The organism is Streptomyces sp. ICC4 (genome assembly GCF_003287915.1).
GTDB lineage: Bacteria > Actinomycetota > Actinomycetes > Streptomycetales > Streptomycetaceae > Streptomyces > Streptomyces tritrimontium.
Window position 1 is genome coordinate 7,961,145 of sequence record NZ_CP030286.1, and the last position, 12,636, is coordinate 7,973,780.

The 12,636-nt window shown below is 75.4% G+C and carries 7 protein-coding genes; 3 read left to right on the forward strand and 4 right to left on the reverse strand.

Features of this window, described 5'->3' with window-relative positions:
* Positions 1-17 precede the first annotated feature (17 nt).
* The 3 genes from DRB89_RS37405 to DRB89_RS37415 all read left to right on the forward strand — a co-directional run bounded on the left by DRB89_RS37405 (position 18) and on the right by DRB89_RS37415 (position 8,122).
* Positions 18-6,332: a type I polyketide synthase gene (locus DRB89_RS37405; protein ID WP_239516564.1), complete on the forward strand. Its 6,315-nt coding sequence runs from the start codon at positions 18-20 to the stop codon at positions 6,330-6,332.
* 16 nt (positions 6,333-6,348) lie between these two features.
* Positions 6,349-7,119, forward strand: coding sequence for an SDR family oxidoreductase (locus DRB89_RS37410; protein ID WP_112452463.1), 771 nt, complete (start codon positions 6,349-6,351; stop codon positions 7,117-7,119).
* A gap of 109 nt (positions 7,120-7,228) precedes the next feature.
* Positions 7,229-8,122, forward strand: coding sequence for a PhzF family phenazine biosynthesis isomerase (locus DRB89_RS37415; RefSeq protein ID WP_112452464.1), 894 nt, complete (start codon positions 7,229-7,231; stop codon positions 8,120-8,122).
* A gap of 88 nt (positions 8,123-8,210) precedes the next feature.
* Here DRB89_RS37415 and efeU read toward each other — a convergent pair whose 3' ends face one another.
* The 4 genes from efeU to DRB89_RS37435 form a co-directional block, all read right to left on the reverse strand.
* Positions 8,211-9,056, reverse strand: a complete 846-nt coding sequence (gene efeU, locus DRB89_RS37420) for an iron uptake transporter permease EfeU (protein WP_112452465.1) — start codon at positions 9,054-9,056, stop codon at positions 8,211-8,213.
* A 17-nt stretch (positions 9,057-9,073) separates the two neighbouring features.
* Positions 9,074-10,348 (reverse strand): iron uptake transporter deferrochelatase/peroxidase subunit, encoded by a 1,275-nt coding sequence (gene efeB / locus DRB89_RS37425; RefSeq protein ID WP_112452466.1) that lies wholly within the window; start codon positions 10,346-10,348, stop codon positions 9,074-9,076.
* A 35-nt stretch (positions 10,349-10,383) separates the two neighbouring features.
* The gene (gene efeO, locus DRB89_RS37430; RefSeq protein ID WP_112452467.1) at positions 10,384-11,523 is read right to left on the reverse strand and encodes an iron uptake system protein EfeO; all 1,140 of its coding nucleotides are present in this window, start codon (positions 11,521-11,523) and stop codon (positions 10,384-10,386) included.
* 186 nt (positions 11,524-11,709) lie between these two features.
* Positions 11,710-12,594 carry a heme ABC transporter ATP-binding protein gene (locus tag DRB89_RS37435; RefSeq protein ID WP_112463626.1) on the reverse strand — a complete coding sequence of 295 codons (885 nt, stop codon included), beginning with the start codon at positions 12,592-12,594 and terminating at the stop codon, positions 11,710-11,712.
* Between the last annotated feature and the right edge of the window lie 42 nt (positions 12,595-12,636).

A 12,636-nucleotide genomic window follows, 5' to 3' on the forward strand; every position in this document is an offset into this window, starting at 1 on the left:
GCCCTTACGGGGTACGGGTGCCCGCGGGCTGCCCGACCGGGCCGCGCGACCTGCCGGCCGAGGTGGACACGGTCCTCCTGGCCGACCCCGCGTCGCACACCGCCGAGCGGATCGCCGACTGGGCGGCGTCCGCCGGGAGCCCCCGCGTCTGGGCCGAGGTCACCGATCTGCCGCAGGCCCTCGCGGCCGCGGCCGCCGGGGCGGACGCGCTCGTCGCCAAGGGGCACGAGGCCGGCGGCCGGGTGGGCGGGGCCACCACCTTCGTCCTGCTCCAGCAGCTCCTCGCCGACCCCGCGATCGGGTTGCCCGTACGGGCGTACGGCGGGATCGGGCCGCACACGGCGGCCGCGGCCGTCGCGGGCGGAGCCCGCGGGGTGCTGGTCGACGCACAACTCGCCCTCACCCCCGAGGGGGAGGCCGATCTGCCCGCCGAAGTGGCCGCGGCGCTGCGGGCCATGGACGGCTCCGAGACCAGGCTCCTGGACGGCCACCGGGTCTACGCGCGCCCCGACCTGACCCCGCCCGTGGGCCCCGCCGCCGGCCTGCTCGGCGCCCGGGACCTGCGGACGCAACTGCTCCCCGTCGGACAGGACGGGGCCGCGGCGGCCCGGCTGGCCGCACGCCACCGCACGACCGGCGGCGTCCTCCAGGCCATCCGGGCGGCCGTCACGGGCCACCTGGCGGCCGCCGTACGGGCCCGGCCGCCCGGCGGCGCACAGGGCCCGGGGCAGCCGCTCCACGTGGCCCAGGGCCCGATGACCCGGGTGAGCGACCAGGCCGCCTTCGCCGAAGCGGTCGCCGCCGAGGGCGGGGTCCCCTACCTGGCGCTCGCCGTGATGGAAGGCCCCGAGGTGCGCCGGCTGCTCGCCGAGGCCGCCGACCGCCTCGGGGACCGGCCCTGGGGCGTGGGACTGCTCGGCTTCGCCCCGGCCGAACTGCGGGCCGCGCAACTGGCGGCCGTCGCCGAGGTGCGTCCCCCGCACGCGATCATCGCGGGCGGCACCCCGGGGCAGGCCGCCCCGCTGGAGGCGGCCGGGATCCGCACCCATCTCCACGTGCCCTCGCCCGGGCTGCTGGAGCGCTACCTCGCCGAGGGGGCGCGCAGGTTCGTGTTCGAGGGGCTGGAGTGCGGCGGCCACGTCGGACCGCGCGCCTCGTTCCCGCTGTGGGAGGAGCAGATCGAGCTGCTCCTGTCGTGTCGCGAACCGGCCGCGCTGGACGTGCTGTTCGCCGGCGGCATCCACGACGGGCGCTCCGCCGCGATGGCCGCGGCCGCCGCGGCGCCGCTCGCCGATCGGGGCGCCCGGATCGGCGTGCTCATGGGCACCGCCTACCTCTTCACCGAGGAGGCGGTCGCGGCCGGCGCCGTGCTGCCGCGCTTCCAGCGCGCCGCCGTGGAGTGCGCCGACACCGTACTGCTGCACACCGCGCCCGGGCACGCCACACGGTGTGCCGCCACCCCGTACGCCGCCGCCTTCGAGGAGACCCGGCGCCGGCTCGAAGACGGCGGCGCGCAGCCGCGCGAGGTGTGGGAGGAGCTGGAGCGGCTCAACCTGGGCCGGCTGCGGATCGCCAGCAAGGGCCTGCGGCGCACGGCCGGCGGCACCGCACTGGAGCCCGTGGACGAGGAACAGCAGGAAGCAGAAGGGCTGTTCATGCTCGGCCAGGCCGCCACCCTGCGCTCCGGGACCACCACGATCGCCGCGCTGCACGCCGAGGTCACCGAGGGAGCGACCGAGCAACTGCGCCGGCGCGCCCGGGAGCTGGCCGCACCCGCGGCCGACGAGGCGCCGCCCGAGCCGCTGGACATCGCCGTCGTCGGCATGGCCTGCGCCTATCCCGGCGCACCCGACCTCGCCGCCTACTGGGCCAGGATCCTGGCCGGGGCCGACGCGGTGACCGAGGTGCCGGCCGAACGCTGGGACCCGGCGCTCTACTTCGACCCCGACCCGGCCCGGGCCGGGGAACGCACCCCCTCCCGGTGGGGCGGCTTCCTCGGCCCGATGCCCTTCGACGCCCTGGCCCACGGCATCCCGCCCGCGTCGCTGGCCGGGATCGAACCGGTCCAGCTGCTGGCCCTGGAGATCTCCGCGCGCGCCCTGGCGGACGCCGGGTACGGCAAGGACCGCGCATTCGACCGGTCCCGTACCTCCGTGGTCTTCGGCGCGGAGGCCGGCACCGAACTGGCGGGAGCGTACGGGCTGCGCGCGCTGTACCCCGGATACCTGGGCGAGCTCCCCGCGGGGCTCGACGCGCAACTGCCGCGGCTCACCGAGGACTCCTTCCCCGGAGTGCTCGCCAACGTCATCGCGGGCCGGGTCGCCAACCGGCTGGACCTCGGCGGCGCCAACTGCACGGTCGACGCCGCGTGCGCCTCCTCGCTGGCCGCACTGGACCTCGCCTGCCGCCAACTGCGCGACCAGGACAGCGACATGGTGCTGTGCGGCGGAGCCGATGTCCACAACGGCATCAACGACTACCTGCTGTTCTCCTCCGTCCGCGCCCTCTCGCCGCGCGGCCGCTGCCGGCCCTTCGACGCCACCGCGGACGGCATCGCCCTCGGCGAGGGCGTGGGAGCGCTCGTGCTGAAGCGGCTCGCGGACGCGGAACGGGACGGCGACCGGGTGTACGCCGTGATCAAGGCGGTCGGCGCGTCCAGTGACGGACGGTCCCTCGGCCTGACCGCCCCCCGGCCGGAAGGGCAGCGCCGGGCCCTGGAGCGGGCCTACGCGCGGGCCGGGATCAGCCCCGCGGAGGTCGGCCTGGTCGAAGCGCACGGGACCGGCACCGTCGTCGGCGACAGCACCGAACTGGCCGTACTGAGCGAGCTGTTCACCGGGGCCGGCGCGGCGCCGGGCGCCTGTGCGCTGGGTTCGGTGAAATCGCAGATCGGGCACACCAAGTGCGCGGCCGGGCTGGCCGGGCTCATCAAGGCGGCCCGGGCGGTCCACTCGGGCGTACGGCCGCCGACCCTGCACATCGACGGCCCGGTCCCGGCCTGGCAGGCGGGGACCAGCCCGTTCTTCTTCGACGCGCAGGCCCGGCCGTGGGCGGCGCCCCCGGAGCGGCGGATCGCCGGGGTGAGCGCCTTCGGCTTCGGCGGCACCAACTACCACGCCGTGCTCACCGGTTACGCCGGATCCGAAGAGCCCCGGCACGGGCTGGAGGAGTGGCCGGCCGAACTGTTCTGCTTCCGCGGCGCGGACCGCCGCGCCGCGGGCCGGGCGATGGCACGGCTCGCGGCCCGGCTGGAGGAGAACGACGCGGCCGGGCGGCCGTGGGCGCTGCGGGACCTCGCCGCGGAGGCCGCGGCGGACCCCGGCGCGGTGCGGGTCGCCGTCGTGGCCGCCGACCTGGACCAGCTCGCCGCCCGGCTGGAGCGCGCCCGGGCCTTCGTCCCGGGCGAGGGGGTCCACGTACGGGAGGAGGCGGCGGACCCCGGCCTGGTGGCCTTCCTGTTCCCCGGACAGGGCAGTCAGCGCCCGGGAATGCTGGGCGAGCTGTTCACCGCCTTCCCGGCGCTGCGGGAGCTCCTGGACGCGGCCCCGGCGGGGGTGGTCTCCGCGGTGTTCCCGCCGGCGGCCTTCACCGCGCCGGAGCGGGCCGCACAGCGCGCCGCGGTCACCGACACCCGGGTGGCCCAGCCGGCCCTGGGACTCGCGGGCTCGGCGGCGCACTTGCTGCTCGGGACCCTGGGCGTACGGCCCGACTGCGTGGCCGGGCACTCCTACGGCGAGCTCACCGCCCTGTGGGCGGCGGGCGTGTGGGACACGGAGAGCCTGCTGAGGCTGAGTGCCCGCCGGGCCGAGGCCATCCTGGCCGCCGCGGGGGACGATCCCGGGTCGATGGCGGCGGTCAAGGCCGCACCGGAGCAAGTGCGCCCGATCGCCGAGCGCTCCGGATGCGTGGTGGCGAACCACAACGCGCCACGGCAGTGCGTGGTCTCGGGGCCCACCGCCGCCGTCCTCGAGGCGGTGGCCGCCCTGCGGGAGGCGGGCCTGTCGGCGGAGCCGATCCCGGTGGCCTGCGCGTTCCACAGCGAGGTGGTGGCGGGGGCCTCGGCGGCCCTCGCCGAGGAGCTGGCCGGGACGGCGATGGCCGATGCCGCCGTCCCGGTCTGGTCGAACACGACGGCCCGTCCGTACCCCGGGTCCGCCGGGGAGGTACGGGACCTGGTGGCCCGTCAGGTCGCCGAGCCGGTCCGGTTCGTGGAGCAGGTGGAGAACATGTACGCGGCCGGAGTCCGGACCTTCGTGGAGGCGGGGCCGGGCCGTGTGCTGTCCGGCCTGATCGGCCGCATCCTGCACGACCGGCCGCACACGGTGGTCCCGCTGGACGTGCCGGGGGAGCACGGCCTCGTCAGGCTTGTCACGGCGCTGGCGGAACTGGCGGCGGCGGGCGTGTCCGTGGCCCCGGAAGCCCTGTTCCGCGGCCGGACCTCGCGGCTCCCCGAGCGGGCGCCGCGCCGCCCGGGCTGGCTGGTGGACGGCCACCTGGTCCGCACGTCGGACGGCGCCCCGGTCCCGGGAGGCCTCCGGCCGGCCGGCCGGGTGGGTGTGGCGGTGCCGGTGCCGGTCGTGGTGACCGCGGCCGCGGGTCCGGATCCGGCCGCGTACGGGCCCGCGGGCCCGGTTCCGGCCGCCGGGTGGGCGCACGGCGCCGAGGTCCACGCAGTGAACGGTTCCCGGGCCGCCGGAGGTCTCCGGTCCGCGTCAGCACACGACATGGGAGGACACCAGATGGCCCAGACGACGAACGGCGCCCCGGCCGGAGGCCATTGGCCTCCGGCGGCCGCGGAAACCCCCGGCCGGGCAGCGGCCGGGTCCGCGCCGGGCCCGCTCCCCGGCCACCCGGACGGCCCGGCCGCGGGCCCGGGCCCGGCGGACGGTCGCGCCGTCCGCGCCGCGGACGACGACCGGTTCGGGGGACGGGCGGACGGCCACCCGGTCCGCGCGACGGGCGACGGCCCGGCCGTGGCCCCGGCCGACGGCCACCGGGGGCGGTCCGCGGACGGCACGCAGGCCGCCGCGGTCTTCCGGTCCGTCCCGGTGGACTGCCGGGACGAGGCGGTCCTGGAGTACCTGCGCGCCTCGCGCGAGCTGGTCCAGGCACAGCGGGACGTGATGCTGGGCTATCTGGGCACGACGGCGCCGGGCGCCGGGCGACCCTGGACCGGCGCGCTCGCGGCCCCGCTCCCCGCCCTCGGCGCCGCGCCGGACCAGTGGCCGGTGCTCGAAGCCGCCGGGACCACCGGCCAGGGCTCCGCGGACCCGCGGTACGTGGCAGCCGCCACCGGCCCGGGCTCCGCGACGCCGCAGGGTGCGGCCGTGCTCAACGGCCAGGTCCCGGCGGGTCCGTACGGCGCGGCCGCCGCCCCGGGAGCGGACGCGGCCACCGGCCAGGGCCAGGCGGGTCCGCCCGACGCGCGGGCTCTGCCGGGAGCCGGCGGCGGCTCGTGGACCGCGGCCTTCGGCGCGGCTCAGGCCGGGGCGGCCGACGGGCCCGGGGGGTCCGGGACCTGGCCGCCGGTCCCGGGCGGCGCGGCCACCGGACAGGCACCGGACGGCCCGGGCCTGCCGGGAGGCTCCGGCGGCTCGTGGGCGGCCACGGCCTACGAGACTCCGGCGGGCGCCGGTCACGGCCCCGAGGACGGCGCCACCCGGCCACCGGCTCCCGGCGGCGCGGCCCCGGCGGGGGCCCCGTACGGCCCGCCGCCGGCGTACGGCGGCGCGGCTCCGGCCGTGGCGCCGCCCGGCGGCACCGTCTCCCCCGGGTCCGGCCCCGGCGCCGGAACCGCCGACGCGGTGACACCACCGCCCGGGGGCTCCCACCGCACACCGGAAGAGGTGATGGACGTGATCGTGGAGATCGTCCACACCCGGACCGGATACCCGCGGGACATGCTCGAACCCGAACTGGACCTGGAGGCGGACCTGTCCATCGACTCCATCAAGCGGGTCGGGATCATCGGAGCGCTGGCCGACCGGATCGGCCTGCCCCAGGACCCGGGCGGCTCCGCCGAGTCCGCGGTCGAGGAACTGTCCCGCATCAAGACCCTGCGGGGCATCGTCGACTGGGTCACGGCCCACACCGCCCACACCGCCCAAGCGGCCCCCGCGGCCGTGGGCGGCAACCGCATGCACCTGCGGGCAGCGTCAGATGGGTGTAAGGGACAGCTGGGGGAGGGGATCGTGGGCGACGAGTCCTTTGAGGGCGCGGTCGCGGGGCCTCTCTCCGGCATACGGAACTCCAGTCATGTCGTCATTTCTTCGCACCCCTGCCGCCCCATGTTCTCAGCAATCGGAACGTCCCGGGGCGGATGCCCCGTGTGACGTACCCTGCGGCCCCATGAACGCACGTGTGAAGAAGACCGCCGTGGTGACCGGCGCCGGATCGGGGATCGGCCGCTCCGTGGCCCTCGCCCTGGCCGCCGCCGGATGGTCGGTGGCCGTGGCCGGCCGCCGCATCGAACCGCTCCAGGAGACCGCCGAGGCCGCCGGGGCCGCCGGCGCGGAAGCCGACGTGCAGTGCGTGCGCGCCGACGTGAGCGATCCGGACGACGTGGCCGCGCTGTTCGCGGCCGTGCGCGAGCGCCACGGGCGGCTCGACCTGCTCTTCAACAACGCGGGCACCTTCGGCCCGGCCGGGGTCGCGCTGGAGGACATCTCCTACGAGGCCTGGCGCTCGGTGGTCGACGTCAACCTCACCGGGGCGTTCCTGTGCGCGCAGGCCGCCTTCCGGGTGATGAAGGCCCAGGACCCGCAGGGCGGCCGCATCATCAACAACGGATCGATCTCGGCGCACGTGCCGCGGCCGAACTCGATCGCCTACACCGCGACCAAGCACGCCATGACCGGCCTGACGAAGTCGCTGTCGCTGGACGGGCGTCCGTACCGGATCGCGTGCGGCCAGATCGACATCGGCAACGCGGCCACCGAGATGACCGAGCGGATGCAGACCGGGATCCTGCAGGCCAACGGCCAACTCGCGGTGGAGCCCGTGATGGACGCCGCCGACGTGGCGCGCACCGTGCTGCACATGGCGGAGCTGCCGCTGGGGGCGAACGTCCAGTTCGCCACCGTGATGGCGAGCGCGATGCCCTACATCGGGCGCGGCTGACCCGTTTCGCCCCGCCCCCGCGGGCCCGTCCGCGCATCCACCCCGTCCCGACCTGCGAAAACGGCCCGGATCCGGGAATGCGGTCCCGGGGGCGGGGGTTGAGGCGATCATGACTGACGTACTGCGCTACACCGCCTTCTCCGCCGACCCGGCCGGCGGCAACCCCGCCGGTGTCGTACTCGACGCGGCCGGCCTCGACGAGGCCGCCATGCTGGAGATCGCCGCCGGACTCGGCTACAGCGAGACCGCCTTCCTCACCGCGCCGCCCGAGGGCCTGGGCGGGGAGGACGGCCGGTCCTTCACCGTCCGCTACTTCAGCCCGAAGGCGGAGGTCCCCTTCTGCGGGCACGCCACCGTGGCCACCGCGGTGGCGCTGGGCGAGCGGATCGGCCCCGGCGAGCTGCTCTTCGCGACCCGGGCGGGCACGGTGCCGGTGTCGGTGACCCGAGAGCCCCGCGACGGGGAAGCCGCTGAAGCCGGCGGCCAGGGCGGCCTGCGGGCCGTCCTGACCAGCGTCGAGCCGCACACCGAGGCGCTGGCGGACCCGGCCGACCTCGCCGAGGCGCTGGCCGCCCTCGACTGGCGGGCGGAGGACCTGGACCCGCTGTTCCCGCCGCGGATCGCCTACGCCGGAGCCCGCCACCTCGTGCTCGGCGCCGCCACCCGGGCCCGGCTCGCGGACCTGGCGTACGACTTCGACCGGCTGGCGGCGCTGATGCGGCGCCTCGACCTCGTCACCGTGCAGCTCGTCCACCGGGCGGGCCCGGCGGAGTTCCACGTACGCAACCCCTTCCCCGTCGGCGGCGTCGTCGAGGACCCGGCGACCGGCGCGGCCGCGGCCGCCTTCGGGGCGTACGCGCGCGAGCTCGGCCTGGTCCCGGCCGACGCGGTCCTCACCCTGCACCAGGGCGAGGACATGGGCCGGCCCGGCCTCCTGACGGTGGAACTGCGCTCCGGCGACTCCCGGGTCCGCGTGGGCGGCACCGGCACGCGGATCCCGTAGCCCCCGGCCCGTAGCCCTCAGCCCGCCAGCGGGTACGGCGAAGGCCGCGCGGACACGGGTCCGCGCGGCCTTCACGGGCATCACCGGGTCAGGACGTGCCCGGCTCCCGCTGCGGCTCGGCCCCGGCCCGCTTGAACAGGGGCGACGGCGCCAGGAACAGCGCGAGCACCGGGATCACGTAGAGCGCCCAGACCACGACCTGCAGGACGGTCGGGTCCGGCTGGAAGTTGACGGTGCCCTTCAGCAGGGTCCCGTACCAGCTGTCCGGCGGGATCGTCTCGCTGATGTCGAAGGCCTTGTTGCCCAGCCCCGGCACGAAGTCGGCCTCCTGCAGGTCGTGCACGCCGTACGCGAGCACCCCCGCGGCGACCACGACCAGCATGCCGCCGGTCCACGTGAAGAACTTCGACAGGTTGATCCTCAGCGCGCCCCGGTAGAACAGCCAGCCCAGCACGATCGAGGACCCGATGCCGAGCAGGACGCCGATCAGCGGTCCCGCGCCGTCGCCGGCGGCGTGCACCGAGCGCCACACGAACAGCGAGGTCTCCAGGCCCTCCCGGCCGACGGCCAGGAACGCCGTGGTCACCAGCGCGCCGGTGCCCATCGCGAGCGCCGCGTCGAGCTTGCCCTGGAGCTCGGACTTCAGGTGCCGCGCGGTGCGCTTCATCCAGAAGACCATCCAGGTGACCAGGCCGACCGCGATGATCGACAGGGCGCCGCCGATGGCCTCCTGCGCCTTGAAGGTCAGTTCCTGCGTGCCGAATTCGAGGCCGGCGCCGAAGGCGAGCGACAGGGCGGCGGCCAGGCCGACGCCCAGCCACAAGGGCACCAGCTTCTCCTTGTTCCCGGTCTTGACCAGGTACGCGATGAGGATGCAGACGATGAGGCTGGCTTCCAGCCCCTCGCGCAGCCCGATCAGGTAGTTGCTGAACACTTCGGTTCTCCCCGTCCCTACGCGAACAGCGTCCGGCCCCACCAGTCGTCCTTGTCGCGGACGCCCGGCGGGACGGCGAAGACGGCCGAACCCACGTGCTGGATGTATTCGTTGAGGACGTCGGACTTCGCCAGCTTGCGCTGGATCGGGACGAAGCCCGTGCGGACGTCGCGCTGGTAGGCGAGGAAGAACAGGCCCGCGTCGAGCCGGCCCAGTCCGTCCGTGCCGTCGGTGAAGGAATAGCCGCGGCGCAGGATGGTCGCGCCGTCGTTGCTGTCCGGGTGCGCGAGGCGGACGTGCGCCTCGGGCTTCATCGCCTTCAGGAACGGCTCGTCGCGCTCCTTGGACTTGCCGACGGGAGCACCCTCGCCCTTGTCGCGGCCGAAGATGTCCTCCTGCTCGCCCAGCGAGGTGCGGTCCCAGGTCTCGATGTTCATCCGGATCCGGCGGGCCACCAGGTACGAGCCGCCGGTAAGCCAGTCGCCGCCGTCGCCCGCGCCGACCCACACGTGCTTCTCCAGGGCGGCCTTGTCGGTGCCCGCGATGTTCCGGGTGCCGTCCTTGAAGCCCATCATGTTGCGCGGGGTCTGCTCGTCGGGCGTGGTCGAGGAGGTCTTGCCGAAGCCCAACTGCGACCAGCGCACCGCCGTCTTGCCGAAGCCGATCCGGGCGAGCTGGCGGATGGCGTGCACCGCGACCTGCGGGTCGTCGGCGCAGGCCTGGACGCACAGGTCGCCGCCCGAGCGGGCCGGGTCGAGGTTGTCGCCGGGGAAGAGCTCCAGGTCCACCAGGGCATCGGGGCGCTTGCCCTCCAGCCCGAAGCGGCCCTTGGCGAACAGTCCGGGACCGAACCCGACGGTCAGGGTCAGGCGGGAGGCCTTCAGGCCCAGCGCCTCGCCCGTGTCGTCCGGCGGGGCCTGCGGGTGGCCGCCGTAGCCGCCCTCGCCGACGGGGTGGCCGGCCGTCATCAGCCGGGCCGCCTCGGTCCAGTCCTTGAGGAGCCGGACCAGTTCGCCGCGGTCCTTCGTCTTCACGTCGAAGGCGGCGAAGTGCAGGCGGTCCTGGACGGCGCTGGCGATGCCGGCCTGGTGCTCGCCGTGGAAGGGCACGGCCGCGCCTGCGGAGGCCGCCGAGACCATGTCGGAGCCCGAGGCCAGCACCGCGGCCGTACCGCCGGCCGCGGCGGCGCCGAGCGCGAGGCCCGCGCCGCCCCAGCCGAGGACGGCACGGCGCGAGGGCGCGCCCTTGTCCTGCTCCTGTTCCTGTTCCTGCTCGGACGTTGATTCGCTCATCTCAGGGCCTCCCGCCTGCTCTGCCGTCACCGGAACTACTTGGCGGCCGCGGCGGCCAGCTTGGAGAGCGGCTCGGCCAGCGCGTTGACCGCGTCGGAGAGCTCCTTGCGCTCGGCCTCGCCGACCTTGTCGTACGCGGTGTACTCGTACGCGGCCTTGTTCGGGCGGTACTTCTCCAGCAGGTTGTTCAGCGCCGCGAACTGCTTGTCCAGTTCGGCGGAGAGCGCGGGGTCGGTCTTCGAGGTGATCGGCTTGAGCAGCTCGTACGCCTTCTCCGCGCCCTCGACGTTGGCCTTGAAGTCGACCAGGTCGGTGTGGGAGTAGCGCTCCTCCTCGCCCGTCACCTTGCCGGTGGCGACCTCGTCGAGGAGCTCCTTGGCGCCGTTCGCGATCGAGGTGGGGGTGATCTCCGCCTGGCCGACCTTCTTCTGCCACTCGGTGAGGTCGGCGATCAGGGTCTCGGCGAGCTTCTTGTCCGCGTCGTCGATCTTGTTGTCGGCGAAGAGGGACTTCTCCAGCTTGTGCCAGCCGGTCCACTCCTGGCCCGGCTCCAGGCCGTCCTCGCGGACGTCGACCTTCGGGTCGATGTCGCCGAAGGACTCGGCGACCGGCTCGGTGCGCTCCCAGCCGATGCGGGACAGGGAGTACGCCTTCTTCGCGGCCTCGATGTCGCCGGCCTTGACCGCGTCCGCGAAGGCCTGGGCCTTGGGGAGGGTCTCGTCGGCCTGCTCCTGCACGTACTTGCGGTACGAGGCGACGGCGGCGTCGGCCTCGGGGCTGCGCTTCTCGACGGTGCCGGTGCCGGTGGCCTTGACCGTCTGGCGGATGCCGTCGCCCTTCATGCCGGGCTTGCAGGCGATCTCGTAGTCGCCCGCCTTGAGCTCGGCGGTGATGGAGGCCTTGGTGCCGGGGCCGATGTTCTCGCGCTCGGCGACGATGCGGTCGTCGGGGAAGAGCACGTAGAGCTCGGTGACCTTGGAGCCCTTGTTCTCGACCTCGAAGACCACCTTGCCCGCGGGGAACTCCTTCGTGGAGACCTCGCAGGCGGTGTCGGAGGCCTTGACGCGGACCGCTCCGTCGCCGGACGCGTCGCTCTTCTCGGAGCAGCCGGTGACCGCGGAGAGCGCGGCCACGACGGCGACCGCGGTGACGACGGTGAGGCGGGCGGGACGCATAGGGGGCTCCTGGCAGTCTGGCGTTCGGCAGACGGCCGCCCCGATCGGTGGGTACGGCCGGTGAGGCGGACCTAACTTAACCGAGGCTTACCTGACCCGTACCCGCCTGTCCAGTGATTCGGCCCACACCTTCCGGCGCCGGACACGGCGCCGTCACGGAGGCCCCATGCCCGCCCCATGCAGAGGTCAAGCCGAGGTCAAACCGCAGTGGGCATTCCGTACGGCGGAACGGCTCGGGCCGCTGTCACCAGGGGCGCCGTCCCGTACGGGGACCACCAGCGGCGCTCCGGTGCGGGGATGCGGGAGCACCTCGACCGGCTGGCGGTAGACCCGGCTCAGCAGCCCGTCCTCGAACACCTCCGAGGGCGCTCCGTCCGCGGCGATCCGGCCGTCGTGCAGCACGGCGACCCGGTCCGCGTACGCCGCCGCCAGCCCGAGGTCGTGCAGGACGACGACGACCCCGTCGCCGGCCGCCGACCGCTCGCGGCAGATCCGCAGCACCAGCTCCTGGTGGCGCAGGTCCAGCGCCGCGGTCGGCTCGTCGAGCAGCAGCAGCGGGGCCCGCTGGGCCAGTACGCGGGCCAGCGCGACCCGGGCCCGCTCGCCGCCGGAGAGCGCCGAGAAGGGCCGGGCCGCGAAGTCCGTCACCTCGGTGGCGGCCATGGCGGCGGCCACCGCCTCCTCGTCGGCGTCGGCCAGCGCGGTGCCCGCCCAGGGGGCGCGGCCCATCCGTACGACGTCTTCCACCGGAAAGGGGAAGGACAGTGCGGCCGACTGGGGGAGCACCGCCCGGCGCAGGGCGAGATCGGGGGCCGACCAGTCGCCCACCGGACGCCCGTCGATCCGGACCACCCCGGAGGAGGCCGGCAGGTCCGCGGAGAGCGCCGCGAGCAGGGTCGACTTGCCCGCGCCGTTCGGTCCGACCAGGGCCAGCACCTCGCCGGCGCGCACGGTCAGCCCGATCCCGGCGAGCACCTCGCGCTGCCCGAGCCGTACGTGGACGTCCGCGGCCTCGGCGAGCGGCGCGCCGGGGGCCGGGCGGGCGGCCGCTCCCCCCTCCCCACCCCCCACACGATCGGAGTGGACTCTTGCAGCCCACCAGATGGATGGCCG